This window comes from Sphingomonas sp. NFR04 (assembly GCF_900114095.1).
In the GTDB taxonomy this organism is placed as follows: Bacteria; Pseudomonadota; Alphaproteobacteria; order Sphingomonadales; family Sphingomonadaceae; genus Sphingomonas.
On sequence record NZ_FORV01000002.1, the window covers coordinates 752,456 to 768,742 of the forward strand.

Here is a 16,287-nt window from a genome sequence, read left to right on the forward strand (position 1 = left end):
CAAGAGCTTGACGCCACTGCCGGCAAACAAGCCGCCACAACCCAAGACCCAGGAGGGGACGAAGACCGCCATGCCGAACGCCACGATCCGCGATGTCGCGCGTGAAGCGTCGGTGTCCGTCGCGTCGGTCTCGCGCGCGCTGAACGGCGCGACCAACATCCGTCCCGAACTGCGCGATCACATCCGCGATGTCGCCAACCGACTCGGCTATGTGCCGCATGCGGGCGCGCGCAACCTCAGCCTCGCCCGTTCCTCCACGATCGGCGCGGTCGTTCCCGATCTGCACGGCGAGTTCTTTTCCGAATTGCTGCGCGGCATGGACCGCCAGGCGTCCGAACTCGGCCTGCACCTGCTGCTGATGGTGATGCATGGCGAGGCCGAACGTGGCGTCACCGCGCTGCATGCCATGCGCGGCCGGGTCGACGGGCTGGTGGTGATGGCGCCGCAGATCACCTCGGACGAGCTGTTCCAGCATTTGCCCCGCACCATGCCCTCGGTGCTGGTCAACTGCGCCCCGCACGAGGGCTCGCGCCCCGAGCTGCGCGTCGACAACGTTGCCGGAGCGGTTGCGGTGGTCGAGCATCTCGCCGCCGGGGGATGCCGCCGCATCGTCCATATCGCCGGCCCCGACGACAATATCGACGCACGCGAGCGCCTGCAGGGCACGCGCGAAGCCTGCGCGCGGCTGGGGCTGGAGCTTCGCGTGGTCTCCGGCGACTTCAACGAGGATAGCGGTACCGCCGCCATCGCCACGCTCCAGGCCGAGCGCGCCGACTATGACGCGGTGTTCGCCGCCAACGACATGATGGCGGTGGGCGCACTGATGGCGCTCAAGCGCGCGGGCGTCGCGGTTCCCGAACAGGTGGCGGTGGCGGGGTTCGACAACATCCCGCTGACCCGCCTGATTTCGCCGGCGCTCACCACCGCCAGCATCGACATTGCCGAATTCGGCGCGCGCGCCGTGGTGCGCCTCGCCGGACTGATCGATGGCACCCCGGACGACACGCTCGAATGGCGTGCGCCGATCGTCATCGCGCGGGAATCGACCCGCCAATACCCCAAAAACACAACAGAAAACCCGATCCGCCGGGGAGATAGAGAGTAACCATGAACAAGCTAGTTTTGCGTTCCGCATTGCTGACGATGACCGTGCTGAGCAGCGGTGCCCTGCTCGCCCCCGCCCCTGCCATGGCCCAGGTCGGCCAGGCGTCGCTGCGCGGCACAATCACCGCGCCCGCGAACAACCCGGTCACCGAAGTGACTGCGATCGAAGTGTCGACCGGCATCCGCCGCAGCGCGACCGTCGGCGCCGACGGCAGCTACAACTTCGCGTCGCTGCGCCCCGGCACCTATCGCCTGGAGATCAAGCTGCAGAACGGCGTGCGCAATTCGGACGCGTTCACGCTGCGCGTCGGCCAGAATGCCGGCCTCGACCTCGATCTGTCGACGACCACGGCCGCCCCGGCCGCCGATGCCGGTGCCGCGCCGGCGGGTGACGACACCGCAGCGCCCGCGACGGGCGACGAGATCGTCGTCACCGGCAATCGCATCCGCTCGCTGGACGGCGGCCAGGTCGGAATCAACATCACCCAGCGGCTGATCGAGCAGCTGCCGCAGAACAACCGCAACTTCCTCGCCTTCGCCGATCTCGCCCCGGGCGTGCGCTTCATCGAGGGCGCCAACGGCACGTCGAGCATCAAGGGCGGCGCGCAGGACAGCCGCACCGTCAACGTGTTCATCGACGGCGTCAGCCAGAAGGATTACGTCCTCAAGAACGGCATCACCGGGCAGGACAGCTCGGCCGGCAACCCGTTCCCGCAGCTCGCGATCGGCGAGTATCAGGTGCTTTCGTCCAACTACAAGGCGGAGTTCGACCAGGTCAGCTCGGTGGCGATCACCGCGGCGACCAAGTCGGGCACCAACGAGTTCCACGGCGAAGGCTTTATCGACTATACCAACCAGGACCTGCGCGCGCGCCGGCCGACCGAGCTCTTCCCGAGCCTCCGCGACAAGGTGGATTCGAACAACAAGCAGTTCGGCGTCGCGCTGGGCGGACCGATCATCAAGGATCGCGCGCATTTCTTCGTGACCTACGAAGGCAAGCGGATCGACAGCCCCTATGACGTGCGGCCGGAGAACGGTGTCTCGACGAGCATCTTCCCGTCGCAGTACCAGCAATATTTCGGTAGCTTCTCGCAGCGCTTCAACGAAGACCTGTATTTCGGCAAGATCGACCTGGAGCCGAGCGACAAGGATCTGATCGAGCTCACCGGCAAGTATCGCAAGGAATCGGGCTCGCAGATCGCGACGGGCATCAACGCGGCGAACACCGCGACGCTCAACAAGGTCGACGAGAAGCGCTTCATGCTCCGCTGGCAGCGCAGCGAGGACAACTGGATCAACGACGCCCGCGTCTCCTACCAGGACACGAAGTGGGCACCGACGCCGGAGACCTTCGGCAACACCAGCTTCTTCCAGGCCTCCACGGTGAACAACGGGAACTTCACCCGAACCGATCTGCTGCGCTTCGGCGGCGGCGGCAGCCAGCAGGACAAGGGCCAGAAGGGCTGGACGCTGCAGGACGACTTCACCTTCACCGGCTTCAACGGCCACACCATCAAGATCGGCACCAAGGCGAGCTTCATCCGCCTGCGCTCGCTCGAGCAGAACCGCGCCAATCCGCAATATACCTACGACATCAACGCGTTCAGCCCCACCGGCTTCAACGACCAGGTGCCGTACCAGCTCGATTTCGGCGTCCCCACCGGCAACGGCCCGGTGGACATCCGTTCGAGCAACTTCCAGTTCGGCGTCTATGCGCAGGACGATTGGGACGTGACCTCGCACCTGACGCTCAACCTCGGCCTGCGTTGGGATTATGAGCGCACCCCGGCCTTCGTGAACTATGTGACCTCGCAGGAGAATCTGACGGCGGTGTCGCCGGCCAACTATCCGAACCTGGTCAACGCCGACTACAACATCAACGACTTCATCTCGAACGGCCACAACCGGAAGACCTTCACCGGCGCCTTCCAGCCGCGCCTCGGCTTCACCTATCGCATCGACGAAGCGGGCCGGTTCGCGGTGTTCGGCGGCTATGGCCGTTCCTATGACCGCAACCAGTTCGACTTCCTCCAGCAGGAAGTCAGCCAGGGCGTCTATGCCGTGCGCCGCTTCAACTTCCGCGGCGCGGATTCCAACCCGAACAACGCCTGTGTCGGGGCCGATGCGTCGACCTGCGTCACCTGGAATCCGATCTACCTGACCCCGGAAGGCCGCCAGCAGCTGCTCGCCGGCGCAACCGGCGGCGGCCGCGAGTTCCGCTTCCTCAAGAACGACCTCAAGGTCCCCTATTCGGACCAGTTCAGCCTCGGCATCCGCGGCCGCTTCCAGCAGGTCGGCCTCGAGCTCGGCTACAGCCATGTCGCCAGCAAGAACGGCTTCGCCTTCCTGCTCGGCAACCGCCGGCCGGACGGCAGCTTCTTCTTCAACGATCCGGCCAACCCGACCGACACGCCGGCGCCGCCCTTCGGCTTCTCGCCCCCGGGCTATAACAGCATCATCCTCGGCACCAACGGACTGAAGACCAATGCGGACTCGGTCTATTTCAAGGTCACCAAGAGCTATACCCAGGCCTCGCCCTGGAGCCTCGACGCGACCTACACCTACACCGAAGCCACCGAGAACCAGCTGGGCGAGACCTATCTGCTCGATTTCCCGTCGGTCAGCGATTACCCGATGCTGCGATCCTCGGGCGTGCCGCGGCACCGGCTGGTGATGGCGGGCAGCGTCGACCTGCCGCTCGGCTTCGCGCTGTCGTCCAAGTTCCAGATCGAGTCCTCCGCCTATGAGAAGGCGATCCTCAACCAGTCCAACCCGTTCCAGCGCGTGGTCGTCGGCCGCGAGGTCGATGGTTCGGGCGGCGGCTGGGGCCGGCGCCAGCTGGACATGGCGCTGACCAAGTACGTGCCGATCCACTTCATCAGCGATCAGACCCGCCTGCGCTTCCGCGTCGACGTGCTGAACGTGTTCAACGACTACAACTACATCACCTTCAACAACGACCCCGCCTCGTCGAACTGGGGCGCGCGCAGCAGCTATGACGTGGGCGGCAACCCGCCGCGGACGGTCAAGCTGTCGGTCGGCTATTCCTTCTGATCCCTCCTACTGGGGCGGCGCATCTCCCTTGCGCCGCCCCATCTTTTTGCATCCAGGACCCATTTTCATGATCGATCGCAGGCAACTGCTCGGCTCCGGCGCGGTGGCGCTGGCAGGCCTCGCGGGCGCATGCTCGCAGCCCGGAACCCGCATCGCCGGCACCGGCCCGGCACCGGGCGCAGACCCGCTGATCCGCGACCTGCAGGAACGTACCTTCCGCTATTTCTGGGACAACACCGATCCCGAGACGGGGCTCGCCCCCGATCGCTGGCCCACCCCCTCCTTCGCCTCGATCGCCGCGGTCGGCTTCGCGCTCACCGCCTATCCGATCGGCGTCACCAATGGCTGGATCACCCGCGAGCAGGCGCGCACCCGCACGCTCGCCACGCTGCGCTTCTTCGCTACCGCGCCGCAGGGCGACGGGCAGAGCGACGCCAGCGGCTATAAGGGCTTTTTCTACCACTTCCTCGGCGTGACCAAGGGCCGCCGCTTCGCCCGCGCCGAGCTGTCGACGATCGATACCGCGCTGCTGCTGGGCGGCGTGCTGTTCGCGCAGAGCTGGTTCGACGCAGACGAGCCCCAAGAGGCCGAGATCCGCAGCCTAGCCGACCAGCTCTACGCCGCGGTCGACTGGACCTGGATCACGCCGCGCCCACCCTTCGTGTCGATGGGCTGGCATCCGGAGAGCGGCTTCATCCCCTCCGACTGGAACATCTACAACGAAGGGCTGCTGCTCTACGTGCTGGCGCTAGGCTCGCCGAGCCACCCGCTGCCGCCCGAGACCTGGGCCGCCTGGACCGCCCGCTTCGACGCGCAGTGGAGCGACAAATGGGGCGAGCCGCACCTCCATTTCGCGCCTTTGTTCATCCACCAGTACAGCCATTGCTGGATCGATTTCCGCGGCATCCGCGATCCCTATATGGCGGCCAAGGGCATCGATTATTTCGAGAACAGTCGCCGCGCGGTGCGCGCGCAGCGAAACTACGCCATTGCCAATCCGGGCGGCTGGGCCGGCTATGGCGAGGACGTCTGGGGCCTGACCGCGTGCGACGGTCCCGGCGATTTCAAGCAGCGGATCGGCGGGCGCGAGCGGGAGTTCTTCAGCTATTCGGCGCGCGGTCCGGACGATCGCGACGACGGCACGCTGGCGCCGACGGCGGCGGCGGCCTCGATCGCGTTCGAGCCGGAACTGGCCGGCCGCGCGGTGGCGACGATGCATGCGCGCTATGGCCGCGGCATCTATGGCCGCTATGGCTTTCTCGACAGCTTCAACCCGACCCTCACCCGCGCGACCGCGCCGCTCAAGCACGGCAAGATCGTCCCCGGCATCGGCTGGGTCGACGGCGACCATCTCGGCATCGACCAGGGGCCGATCCTGCTGATGATCGAGAACCTCCGCACCGGGCTGGTCTGGGAGGTGATGCGCCGCAACCCGCACATCCGTCGCGGGCTGCAGCGCGCTGGCTTCAAGGGCGGCTGGCTCTAATCGTCCTGCCGGTCGGTCTTCTTGGGCGCGACCCAGACATGGACCGGCACGACGACCTTGCCCGGCGCGGGCTTGCCGATATCGACGCGGCTGGCCTGGACCAGCTCGCCGTTCGAGAGGGTGAAGGACGCCCAAGGCTTGGGCATGCGGCCGAACGTCATCTTCTGGATGGGTTCGCCGGTGTTCGAATTCATGATGGTAGCAATGACTGGCATGCGTCTGCCGCTATTCGGGCGGGCGCCGCGCTGTCCAGCGGGGGCACCGACGAATCTGTGGATAGCGCTCACCCCCCCTTGGGCGTGATCCCTTCCCCAGCGATCGTCATCCCGGCGAAAGCCGGGATCCAGTCGCTCCTCGGTGCCAGCAAGAGCCGCGACGGAGCACCAATGGATCCCGGCTTTCGCCGGGATGACGGCTGGTGGGGCGGGACGGGTTCCTCTCGGAGCTCCCTCGTGTAAAGCCGCCGCTGAAGTAGCAAAGGGAGCAGCCCATGATCATCCGCAGCGACGAGACGCAGGACATCGAGGTGCCCGGCGGCGGCACGATGCGGATGCACCTGTTCCGCCCGGCGGTGGAGGGGCGCTTCCCTGGCGTGCTGCTCTTCTCCGAGATCTACCAGGTGACCGCGCCGATCCGGCGGCTGGCGGCGATGCTCGCGGGCAACGGGCTGCTCGTGGCGGTGCCCGAGGTCTATCACGAATATGAACCCGCCGGCACGGTCCTCGCCTATGACCCAGCCGGCACCGATCGCGGCAATGCGCTGAAGATCACCAAGCCGGTCGCCGCGTTTGACGCGGACGCCACCGCGGCGCTGACCGCACTGGCGGACCACCCCGTCTGCTCCGGCAAGCTCGGCACCTTTGGGGTGTGCCTTGGCGGCCACCTCGCCTATCGCGCCGCGCTCGATCCTCGCGTGTCGGCGGCGGCCTGCTTCTATCCGACCGACATCCATTCCGGCACGCTGGGCGAAGGCCGCAGCGACGACAGTCTCGCGCGCATGGCCGAGCTGAAGGCCGAGCTGCTGCTCGTCTGGGGCCGGCAGGATCCGCACATCCCCTTTTCCGGGCGCGAGGCGATCCGGGCGCGGCTGGAGGAAGTCGGCGCGTCCTATGTGTGGCACGAGTTCAACGCACAGCACGCCTTCCTTCGCGACGAGGGCCCGCGCTATGACCCCGCGTTGTTCCTCCAGGCAATGGCGCTGACGTTCGACTTCTACCGCCGCACGCTGGGCGGCTCGGTATAAATCCGGGTGATGCTTTTGCATCCATGCGATGATCTTGATTGACAGGCCACCGCCATGCGAGTGGTATGACCAATAAGGCGGCGCGCTCGAGCGACTGCCATGGGAGAGACATCGCGATGCGCACCAACCCGGCTCTGGCCGCCCTCCTGCTATGTTCCGTAGCCATCGTGGCACCGGCTTCTGCACAGGCGCAGGCCGCACGCCAAGCCAGCGCCGAGCCGCGCGCGACGATCGATCTCTCCACCGGCTGGCGCTTCCACTTCGGCGACGCCGACACCGCGCCTTCCGCCCAGGGCTTCGACGATGCCGCGTGGCAGCCCGTGACGGTACCGCACACCTGGAACAAGGTCGGCACCTATGCCCTCACCCGCGCCGCCGATGCGGACATGCGGCAGGGCCAGGGCTGGTATCGGCGTAGCTTCACCGTGCCCGCCGCGCTCAACGGGCGGCGCCTGTTCCTCGAATTCGACGGGGTTTCCAAGATCGCCGATGTGTGGGTGAACGGCCAGCATGTCGGCCGCCATGCCGGCGCGTTCGGCCGCTTCCGGATCGACGTGACCAGCGCGCTCAAGCCGGGTGCCAACAGCCTTGCGGTCCGCGCCGACAACAGCGCTTCCGCGCCGGGCAGCAGCACCGAGCATGTGATCCCGCTCGGCGGCGATTTCTTCGTGCAGGGCGGCATCTATCGCGGCGTGCGACTGATCGCCGTGGAGGGTGCGCATATCGACCTCGCCGACCATGGCGGGCCGGGCGTGTACCTGCACACGCCCAAGGTCTCCGCCGAGCGCGCGGAGGTCGCCGCGAAGACGCTGCTGCGCAACCTTGGCACCCACGCCCGAACGCTGACGCTCACCACCACCATCCAGGACGCGACGGGCAAGCCCGTCGCCATCGATCGCGCGCCGGCCACGCTCGCCCCCGGTCAGGCGCTGGCGGTGGAGCGCAGCCTCACCGTCGCCACGCCGCACCTCTGGCAGGGCCGCGCCGATCCCTATCTCTACCGCGTCGTCAGCGAGCTGCGCGACGGAGCCCGCGTGATCGACCGCCAGGTCCAGCCGCTCGGCATCCGCAGCTTCGCCTTCGATCCGAACCGCGGCCTGATCCTCAACGGCAAGGTCACCCCGCTCCACGGCGTCTCGCGCCACCAGGATGTCGGCGGCAAGGGCTGGGCGCTGACGCCCGCCGACCATGCCGCCGACATGGCCTTCGCGCTCGAAATCGGCGCCAACACCATCCGCCACGCGCATTACCAGCACGCCCAGGAATGGACCGAGGAGGCCGACAAGGCCGGCATGGTGGTGTGGGCCGAGCTTCCCTTCGTCCATGAGGCCAATGTCGAGCCCAGCCAGCCCCCCGCCCCGGAGACGATCGCCAATGCCGAGGAGCAGCTGCGCGAGCTGATCCACCAGAACTATAATCATCCCTCGATCCTGCTCTGGTCGGTCGGCAACGAGGCCGATATCGGCGCGGCGATCAACGCGATGCGCAAGGGCGGCGGCGCCAAGCCCGCCCAGTCGCGGCCGATGCTGGAGCAGCTCGATCGGCTGGCGCGCACCGAGGATCCCAGCCGCCCCACCGTCTATGCCGATTGCTGCGAGGACACGCCTTCGATCCTGTCGATGCAGGGCACGCCCAGCCTCAACGGTGTCACCCAGCTGATGGGGCTCAACCGCTATTATGGCTGGTATTATGGCGATCTGGACGGCGTCGGCCCGGCCCTCGACGCGCTGCACGCCAAGCACCCGACGCTGCCGATCGGCCTCAGCGAATGGGGCGCTGGGGGCGCCATGACCCAGCATAGCGACAATCCGCGCGGCGGCCCGGTTGCCGCCTATGGCCGCCCGCAGCCCGAGGAATATCAGAGCCTCGCGATCGAGGAGAACTGGAAGCAGATCCGCGCGCGCCCCTATCTCGCGGCAAGCTGGCTGTGGAACCTGTTCGACTTCGCGACGACGATGCGCAACGAAGGCGACGCGACCGACATCAACACCAAGGGCCTGGTCTCCTACGATCGCAAGACGCGCAAGGACGCCTTCTATTTTATCCAGGCCAGCTGGTCGGACGCGCCGGTGGTGCACCTCAACGGCCGCCGCTATGTCGACCGCGCCTATGCGGTGACCGATGTGCGCGGCTATTCCAACGCCGATCGCGTGTCGCTGTCGGTCAACGGCAAGCCGGTGGGCGACGTCGCCTGTCCCGACCGGATCTGCGTGTGGCCGGGCGTGGCGCTGGCGCCGGTGGCGAACCATCTCGTCGCCACCGCCACGATCGGCGGCAAGCAGGTCAGCGACGCGATCGACTGGACCGGCCCCGATCCGCGCAAGGGCGTGTTCATCGATTCCGGCGCGCTGGTCGGCGGCACGATGGGCGGCGACCGCTATGGCTCGGACGATTTCTTCCGCGGCGGCACCGGCAAGGTGCTGGCCGGCCCCTCCCCCTTCGCCCCGCCGCCCAAGGTGGAGGGTACCGACAGCCCGGCGCTGTTCGGCAGCTACCGCGAGGGCAAATTCCGCTACGAGATCCCCCTGCCCGACGGCAACTGGACCGTTACGATCGCCAGCCTGGAGCCCGATACCGCGAAGGGCGCGGCGCGCAGCTTTGCGGTCCTCGCCGACGGGAAGCGGGTGATCGACGCGTTTTCGCCGATGCAGGCCGCGGGCGGCGCCAACAAGGCGGTCACCCGCAGCTTCCCGGTGAAGAGCAGCGGCGGGCGGCTGGTGCTGGCGTTCGAGCCGGTCGGCGGCGATGCGGTGGTGGCGGGGATTGCGATCCGGCCGAACTGAGCGCCGGCTTTGACCTTTGCCGCGACATTGCCCACAAATGGGGCGATGCCGGACCCGTTGCGCAGCGTCGCCTTTGAAGGCGTTGGGAAATCCTATGCGAAGGGCGCGCGGGCGGTCGACGGGGTGTCGCTGGAGATCGCCGGCGGCAGCTTCGTCGCGCTGGTCGGCGCCTCGGGCTCGGGCAAGTCGACGCTGCTCAAGATGGTCAACCGGCTGATCGAGCCGAGCGAAGGCCGCGTCCTGATCGACGGGGCGCCCGTGGATGCCGAGCCGCCGCACCTGCTCCGCCGCCGCATCGGCTATGTCTTCCAGAATGTCGGGCTGTTCCCGCATCTGACCGTCGGCGAGAATGTCGCCATCGGGCTGAAGCTGGAAGGCATTCGCAATCGCGATACGCGTGTCACCGAGTTGCTGCGCCTCGTCGACCTGCCCGAAGCCATGGCCGGTCGGATGCCCGACGCGCTCTCCGGGGGCCAGCGCCAGCGCGTCGGCGTCGCCCGCGCGCTCGCCACGTCGCCCAAGCTGCTGCTGATGGACGAAGCGTTCGGCGCGCTCGATCCCGTCACCCGTGATGCGCTGGGCAAGGCGATCCGCGCGCTGCACGGGACCATGGGGCTCACCACCATCCTGGTCACCCATGACATGGCCGAGGCACTGCTGCTCGCCGACCGCATCCTGGTGATGGAGGCGGGCCGCGTCGTCGGCGACGCGACCCCGCGCGACCTGCTCGCCGGCAAGGGCGGCGCGGCGGCCGATGCGCTGGTCGCAGTGCCGCGCGAACAGGCCGAGCGGCTGGCGGCGCTGGCGCGATGACCAACGCCTTCGCCCGCGTGCCCGAATTGCTGGCGCAGCATCTGCTGCTCGCCTTTGCCGCACTGCTGCTCGGCATCGCGATCAGCCTGCCGCTGGCGGTGCTCTCCGCCCGGCATCGCGGCGTCGCCCGTGCCGCGCTGGGGCTGGCAAGCCTGATCCAGACGATCCCGAGCCTCGCGCTGCTCGCGCTCTTCTACCCGCTGCTGCTGTCGCTCTCCGCGCTGGTCGGCGGCGGCATCCCGGCGCTGGGCTTCCTGCCCTCGCTGCTCGCCCTCACCCTCTACGCCCTGCTGCCGATCCTGCGCAACGCGGTGACCGGTCTGGTCACGCTCGACCCGGCGGTGCGCGAGGCGGCGGACGGGGTCGGCATGACCCGCTGGCAGAAGCTCCGCCTGGTCGAGGCGCCGCTGGTCGCGCCGGTGGTGATGGCCGGCATCCGCACCGCCGCGGTGTGGACGATCGGCGCCGCGACGCTCTCCACAACCGTCGGCCAGCCGAGCCTCGGCGACCTGATCTTTGCCGGGCTGCAGACGCAGAACTGGGCGCTGGTGCTTGCCGGCTGCATTGCCGCCGCCGGGCTGGCGCTGGCGGTCGACGCGCTGCTCGGGCTGGCCGAATGGGGCATCGCGCACCGCCGCCGCGTGCTGGTATGGCTGAGCCTGGGGCTGCTCGCCGCCGGTGCCCTCGCCGCCCTCGCCCCCGCCTGGCCGGCGAGCCGCGGCGTGGTGACGATCGGCGCCAAGGGCTTTTCCGAGCAATATATCCTCGCCCGGCTGATCGGCGCGCGGCTGGAGGCGGCGGGGTACACCGTCCGCTATCGCGAGGGGCTCGGCTCGGGCGTCGCCTATGGCGCGCTGGCGAGCGATGCGATCGACGTCTATGTCGACTATTCGGGCACGATCTGGACCAACCAGATGCACCGCACCGATGTGCCGTCCCGCGCCGACATCGTCCGCGGCGTCGCCGATTGGGCCAAGCGCACCAGCAACGTCACGCTGCTGGGGAGCCTCGGCTTCGAGAATGCCTATGCCTTCGTGATGCGCGGCAACGATGCCCGACGGCGCGGCATCGCGACGATTGCCGATCTCGCCAAGGTTGCGCCATCGCTCAAGCTCGCCACCGATATCGAGTTTCTCGAACGCTCCGAATGGAAGGCGGTCCAGCGCGCCTATGGCCTGCGCTTCGCCGAGGCGCATCCCTATCAACCCACCTTCATGTACCGCGCGCTGACCAGCGGCACCGCCGACGTGATCCCGGCCTTCTCCTCCGACGGCCGGATCGCCGCGCAAGGGCTGGCGGTGCTGAAGGATCCCAAGGGCGCGATCCCCGGCTATGACGCGGTGCTGCTGATCGCCCCCCGCCACGCGAAGGACGCGCGCTTCCAGGCAGCCCTGCGCCCGCTGATCGGTGCCGTGCCGGTCGAGCGGATGCGGCAGGCCAATTACCTGGTCGATCGCGACACCGACAAGCAAAGCCCCGACGCCGCTGCGCGCTGGCTGGCGGATCGGCTGGTCCACTAAAAGGCGGGAGCCGACCGGCGACGCGCGCAAGAGGGTTGGAACGCGCAGCCGGCCTGCTCCCGCCGCCACTCGCTCCATCCTCTCCCAAGCGGAGCGGATTGCCTTCTAGCCCCGCAGACCAGGCCGGGACGTTAGCCCGGGTGAGCCGATCGCACCAACCCGGCCTCACTCCCGAAGCATCGCCCGGGCGGCGAAACCGGCCCGACAGCAATCTCGGAGACGGCGACGTGCGTGCCAGCCCCTTATCCACCCGGTTCGGCAGGCCGGACAGCATCGCGGTGCGCCTGGCCGCCGCGTTCCTCGCGCTGCCGGCCGCCGGCTGCGCGCGCGGGGCGCCGTCGCTCGTCTTCTTCGGCGCCTATTTCCCGATCTGGCTCGCCTGCGCGGTGATCGGCTGCGTCGCGGCCGGCGTCGCGCGCACGCTGATGGTGGTCTCTGGCCTGTCGCACCGGCTGCCCTATCAGCTGCTGCTGTGTACCGCGATCGGCACCACCACCGGGCTGGTCGTCGCCGCGTTCTGCGTGGGGCTGTGACGATGCGCGCGGAAGGAAAACCCCGCTTCGGGCTCGGCGCACGGCTGGCGTCCATTGCCGTCATCGTCGTCGCCATCGCGTTCGGCCTTTACGCCCTCCGGCGCAGCAGCGCCCATCCCTCGACCGACGATGCCGCGGTCGATGCCGAGGTGGTCCATGTCGCCCCGGCGGTGGGCGGCCGCATCGTCGAGATCGCGGTGACCGAGAACCAGCTGGTCCGCCCGGGCCAGCTGCTGTTCCGCATCGATCCCGTGCCCTATCAGCAGGCGGTCGCGCAGGCGCGCGCCGACCTGGCCTTCGCCCGCGCCTCGCATGCCAGCCAGGGGCGTTCGGTGTCGACGCAGCGCTCCGCCGCCACCGTCGCGGCCGAGCAGATCGCCCGCGCCGAGGCCAATCTCGCGCTCGCCCGCCGCACGGTGGCGCGGCTCCGGCCGCTCGCCGAGCGGGGCTATGTTCCCCGCCAGCAGCTCGACCAGGCCGAGACCAACGAACGGGACGCTACCACCAGCCTGCGCCAGGCGCAGACGCAACGCCAGGGCACCGCCGCCGCGATCGACACCACCGATAGCTCCGCCGCGAACATCCAGGCGCGCGAGGCCGCGCTCGCGGTCGCCGAGCATTCGCTGGGCAATACCGTCGTCCGCGCCGACCATGCCGGCCGGGTGACCGGGCTTTCGGTCCTGTCGGGCGAAATGGTCGCACCCGGCCAGTCCATCTTCACGCTGGTCAATGCCGATGCCTGGTTCGCGGTCGGCAATTTCCGCGAGACCGAGCTCAAGCGCATCGCGCCGGGCGACTGCGCGACGGTCTATACGATGATCGATCGCACCCAGCCGATCCGCGGCATGGTGACCGGCATCGGCGCCGGCGTGCTCGACGGCGAGCGGATCAACGTCCCGCGCTCGCTGCCCTATGTCGAGCGGTCGCTGAACTGGGTTCGCGTCGCCCAGCGCTTCCCGGTGCGGGTGCGCCTGATCGCACCGCCCGCAACGCTGGTGCGGCTGGGGGCGAGCGCGGTGATCCAGGTCCGGTCCGGCAGTGCCTGCAAGCACTGAGCCAGCCGGCCCGCTTGCGGCGGCATGGGGGGCGCTCCGGGCGAACACGCCCGGCCGCCTCGCCTATGCCCTGCGGCTGACCCTGGTCTGCTGCGGCGCGGGGCTGGTCGCGCTGTGGTTCGAGATTCCGGACCCGGCGCTGGTCGTCTATCTCGGGCTGTTCCTCAATCGCCCGGAACGGACCAGCGGCCTGATGCTGGCAGTGGTGATGCAGCTGTTCGTCACGGTGGTGATCGCGCTGCTGGTGCCCGTCACGGCGCTTCTGATCGACACCCCCTTCTGGCGCACGATGGCGATGGGCGGGCTTTCCTTCGGCCTGATGTTCCTCGGCTCGGCGAGCAAGCTGCGCCCGTTCGCGCCGACCATGGCGCTGATCACGGCCTATGTCCTGGATCTGCTCGGTAGCCTGCCGGGCGGCGAGCTGGCGACGCGCGGGCTGCTCTATGCCTGGCTGTTCGTCGGGATACCCGCCGGCGTGTCGGTGCTCGCCGACCTGCTGCTCGCCCCGTCGCCGCGCCGGCTGTTCGGCGGCCTGCTGCTCGCGCGGGCGCTGACCAGCGCCGCCGACCTGCTCGACACCCCCGGGGATGCGACGCGGGCGCGGTTCGAGGCACTGCGGCGTGAGGCGGCGACCGGCACGCCGGGGTTGCTCAAGCTTGCGGGAATCGAGAAGGCGCTGACGCCCGGAAGCGCGGTGGCCTATCGCTCGGCAACGGCGGCCACGATGCGCATCCTGGCCGCCGTCGACCTGCTCGACCGGCATCCCGACGCCGATCTGCGCACGGCCCTTGCCGATGCACTCGCGCCGACGCTGCGCGCGATGGCCGGGATCCTCGCCAGCGGTGGCTATCCGGTCGCCATCGATCCGCCATGCTGGCCCAAGGTCCCGCCCGATCTCGCGCCCGTCCTTGCCGCCCTAAGCGAGGCGATCGCCGGCTTCACTACCACGCCGCCGCCCTTGCACGCCAAGCCGCCTGCGGCGAAGTCCGGCTTCTTCGTCGCCGGTGCCTTCACCAACCCGGCGCATGTCGAATTTGCACTGAAGGTCACGATCGGGGCGATGCTCTGCTATCTGCTGTTCGCGCTGTGGGATTGGCCCGGCATCCATACCGCGATGATCACCTGCTACATCGTCGGCCTCGGCACCGCGGCGGAGACCATCGAGAAACTGTCGCTGCGCATCATCGGCTGCCTGGTCGGCGCAGGCCTGGGACTGGCGACGATCGTCTATGTGCTGCCCGCGATCACCTCGATCACGGGCATCCTGCTGGTGATCGCGGCGGGCATGTTCCTCGCCAGCTGGGCGGCGGCAGGCGATGCGCGGATCTCTTATGCCGGGTTCCAGCTGGGCTTCGCGTTCCTGCTATGCGCCCTGCAGGGCCACGGACCGGGGTTCGACCTCAGCGTGGCGCGGGACCGCGTGCTGGGCGTGCTGCTCGGCACCGGCATGTCCTATCTGGTGTTTACCCGGCTCTGGCCGGTGTCGGTGACTGGGACGATCGATCCGGCAATCGCCCGGCTGGTCGCGCTGCTGCGCCAGGCGGCGAACGCCGGCGGTGACGCGCGCGAGGCACTGGCGATGCAGGCGATGGCCGCAGCCGACGCACTGCGCCGCTGGATAGACCTAGCGGCGTTCGAACCTGCCCGGCTGCGCCCCTCGCGCGGATGGATCGCGGCACGACGCGACCTGCTCGCGCGCATCGAGCGGCTGGAGTCCCCGCTGCTGCTCGCGCAGCCGGGCACCGACGCGGCGCTGGAGGCGGTCGCCCGCGACGCCGATGCGCTTGCCGCATCCCCGCCGCCAGGGAGCAACACCGCTGTCAGCTCGCCTCCGCCACAGCCACCGGCAGCCGCGTGAGGATTTCCGCGGCAACCCGCTCCTGCGCGGCGAGATCGTCGTCCCCGGCGACGTCGATGCGATCGGACCAGAGGATCTGGCCCCAGCGGTTGGACAGTTCCACCGCGATCCGCCGCACCTCCTGCGCGCGCCGCACCGTGCCGTGCAACACGAGATCGGCCCCCGCTTCTGCCGCGACGGCGTCGAGCGAATAGCGGGTCTCGCGAAATTGGAACATGATCGCCCGCGGCACGGCGCGGAAGCGGACCGAGCCCTCCGCCGCATGGATCAGCTCGTCGGTGAGACCGGCCGCGAACGCCCGCTCCTCGCTGCACAGCGCGGTGAACGGCAGCACCGCCAGCACCGGCGCGCGGACGACCGGCTCGGCCGGCGTCTGTGGCGCGGGCTCGGCATCGACCCGCATGCGGAAGCACGGCGCGTAGCTGCCGGTCGGCATCGAGATGATCACCGGATCCCGGGCGCCCTGCCCGCCATAATAGGCGTCGAGCTTCCGCCGCAGCCGCCGCGCCTCGACCCGCACGGTGGAGTCGATCCGCGGATCATAGTCCACCACCCCGCCATAGAGTTCGATGCCGATCACCAGTTCCTTGAGCGTCCCGCCACGCCCCGCCAGCGCCTCTTCGACGACGAAGCGGAGGAAGGAGAAGAGCTTGCCCGACCCGGCGAACGCATGGGTGCGCAGCCGTTCCAGCTGGCCGCGCACCGCGTCCGGCGTGGGTTCGTCGATCGACGGTTCGTCGCCGGCACGGGCCGGCGCGGCAGGATCTGCCCGGCGCATACACAGTCTCCCCAAGATGGTGATCGGGCGGCGTCGAACATCGTTGCCGATCGCCCCCCT

Annotated in this window: 12 protein-coding genes; 10 read left to right on the top strand and 2 right to left on the bottom strand. The window is 69.0% G+C overall.

Going from position 1 to position 16,287, the window contains the following annotated elements; genetic code table 11:
* The first annotated feature begins 70 nt into the window (after positions 1 to 70).
* From BM009_RS09635 to BM009_RS09645, 3 genes are all read left to right on the top strand, one after another.
* Positions 71 to 1,105 (top strand): LacI family DNA-binding transcriptional regulator, encoded by a 1,035-nt coding sequence (locus BM009_RS09635; RefSeq protein WP_093295673.1) that lies wholly within the window; start codon positions 71 to 73, stop codon positions 1,103 to 1,105.
* Positions 1,106 to 1,107: 2 nt separating this feature from the next.
* A complete protein-coding gene (locus BM009_RS09640; protein ID WP_254772215.1) occupies positions 1,108 to 4,158 on the top strand; it encodes a TonB-dependent receptor in 3,051 nt (1,016 codons plus the stop codon).
* 67 nt (positions 4,159 to 4,225) lie between these two features.
* Entirely contained in the window at positions 4,226 to 5,644 is a 1,419-nt protein-coding gene (locus BM009_RS09645) for a glucoamylase family protein (protein ID WP_093295676.1), read from the top strand.
* On the opposite strand, the gene BM009_RS09650 is transcribed toward BM009_RS09645, so the two are convergent.
* Positions 5,641 to 5,859, bottom strand: coding sequence for a hypothetical protein (locus BM009_RS09650; RefSeq protein WP_093295677.1), 219 nt, complete (start codon positions 5,857 to 5,859; stop codon positions 5,641 to 5,643). The two genes, BM009_RS09645 and BM009_RS09650, sit on opposite strands and share 4 nt — an antisense overlap.
* 275 nt (positions 5,860 to 6,134) lie before the next feature.
* Between BM009_RS09650 and BM009_RS09655 the strand changes: the two genes are divergently transcribed.
* The 7 genes from BM009_RS09655 (at position 6,135) to BM009_RS09685 (ending at position 15,449) form a co-directional block, all read left to right on the top strand.
* Entirely contained in the window at positions 6,135 to 6,887 is a 753-nt protein-coding gene (locus BM009_RS09655) for a dienelactone hydrolase family protein (protein ID WP_093295679.1), read from the top strand.
* Positions 6,888 to 7,054: 167 nt separating this feature from the next.
* Complete coding sequence (locus BM009_RS09660; protein WP_254772216.1) at positions 7,055 to 9,670, top strand: glycoside hydrolase family 2 TIM barrel-domain containing protein; 2,616 nt, start codon at positions 7,055 to 7,057, stop codon at positions 9,668 to 9,670.
* A gap of 45 nt (positions 9,671 to 9,715) precedes the next feature.
* On the top strand, positions 9,716 to 10,483 hold the full coding sequence (locus BM009_RS09665) for an ATP-binding cassette domain-containing protein (RefSeq protein ID WP_093295682.1): 768 nt from the start codon (positions 9,716 to 9,718) through the stop codon (positions 10,481 to 10,483).
* Entirely contained in the window at positions 10,480 to 12,003 is a 1,524-nt protein-coding gene (locus BM009_RS09670; protein WP_093295684.1) for an ABC transporter permease/substrate-binding protein, read from the top strand. Before BM009_RS09665 ends, BM009_RS09670 begins: the two co-directional genes overlap by 4 nt.
* A gap of 227 nt (positions 12,004 to 12,230) precedes the next feature.
* Positions 12,231 to 12,536: a hypothetical protein gene (locus tag BM009_RS09675; protein ID WP_217644186.1), complete on the top strand. Its 306-nt coding sequence runs from the start codon at positions 12,231 to 12,233 to the stop codon at positions 12,534 to 12,536.
* A gap of 2 nt (positions 12,537 to 12,538) precedes the next feature.
* On the top strand, positions 12,539 to 13,591 hold the full coding sequence (gene mdtN / locus BM009_RS09680) for a multidrug transporter subunit MdtN (protein ID WP_093295685.1): 1,053 nt from the start codon (positions 12,539 to 12,541) through the stop codon (positions 13,589 to 13,591).
* Positions 13,575 to 15,449: an FUSC family protein gene (locus tag BM009_RS09685; RefSeq protein ID WP_093295687.1), complete on the top strand. Its 1,875-nt coding sequence runs from the start codon at positions 13,575 to 13,577 to the stop codon at positions 15,447 to 15,449. The genes mdtN and BM009_RS09685 overlap by 17 nt, the downstream gene beginning before the upstream one ends.
* On the opposite strand, the gene BM009_RS09690 is transcribed toward BM009_RS09685, so the two are convergent.
* Complete coding sequence (locus BM009_RS09690) at positions 15,412 to 16,227, bottom strand: hypothetical protein (RefSeq protein WP_093295688.1); 816 nt, start codon at positions 16,225 to 16,227, stop codon at positions 15,412 to 15,414. The genes BM009_RS09685 and BM009_RS09690 overlap by 38 nt on opposite strands.
* Between the last annotated feature and the right edge of the window lie 60 nt (positions 16,228 to 16,287).

Bases quoted from the DNA above. Each gene is read 5' to 3' on its own strand.
- BM009_RS09655 (WP_093295679.1), top strand. From the start codon at position 6,135: ATGATCATCCGCAGCGACGAGACGCAGGACATCGAGGTGCCCGGCGGC.
- BM009_RS09645 (WP_093295676.1), top strand. From the start codon at position 4,226: ATGATCGATCGCAGGCAACTGCTCGGCTCCGGCGCGGTGGCGCTGGCA.
- BM009_RS09635 (WP_093295673.1), top strand. From the start codon at position 71: ATGCCGAACGCCACGATCCGCGATGTCGCGCGTGAAGCGTCGGTGTCC.
- BM009_RS09670 (WP_093295684.1), top strand. From the start codon at position 10,480: ATGACCAACGCCTTCGCCCGCGTGCCCGAATTGCTGGCGCAGCATCTG.
- BM009_RS09640 (WP_254772215.1), top strand. From the start codon at position 1,108: ATGAACAAGCTAGTTTTGCGTTCCGCATTGCTGACGATGACCGTGCTG.
- BM009_RS09665 (WP_093295682.1), top strand. From the start codon at position 9,716: ATGCCGGACCCGTTGCGCAGCGTCGCCTTTGAAGGCGTTGGGAAATCC.
- mdtN (WP_093295685.1), top strand. From the start codon at position 12,539: ATGCGCGCGGAAGGAAAACCCCGCTTCGGGCTCGGCGCACGGCTGGCG.
- BM009_RS09690 (WP_093295688.1), bottom strand. From the start codon at position 16,227: ATGCGCCGGGCAGATCCTGCCGCGCCGGCCCGTGCCGGCGACGAACCG.
- BM009_RS09650 (WP_093295677.1), bottom strand. From the start codon at position 5,859: ATGCCAGTCATTGCTACCATCATGAATTCGAACACCGGCGAACCCATC.